Source organism: Clostridium sp. ZBS2 (genome assembly GCF_023845855.1).
In the GTDB taxonomy this organism is placed as follows: domain Bacteria; phylum Bacillota; class Clostridia; order Clostridiales; family Clostridiaceae; genus Clostridium; species Clostridium aquiflavi.
In genome coordinates, this window is sequence record NZ_JAMQIF010000171.1 from 1 (window position 1) to 250 (window position 250).

At 35.2% G+C, this 250-nt stretch carries 1 pseudogene; it reads right to left on the reverse strand.

The features are described from left to right. Positions 1–189, reverse strand: a pseudogene (locus tag NG918_RS16830) (hypothetical protein); the annotation flags it as partial. Positions 190–250 lie beyond the last annotated feature (61 nt).

Sequence of the window (250 nt, forward strand, 5' to 3'; positions counted from 1 at the left end):
ACCTGGATACTTCTTCTTAAGTTTTTTAGCCTCTATTCTTGCCTCATCATCAAAGTGATGATGTCGATCACCTGCTAATACACCAGGCTGATAAAATATATAGCATACATGGTTACTAGGCAGATCATCATTACAATCATCCATTGACTCTCCAAAATCAAACGTTGGTATAAAAGCTCCAACCAACAATTTAAATTTTTCTTCTAAAAATTCTTCAGCATCATCAATGTCGAAATCGCCATCTTCATCA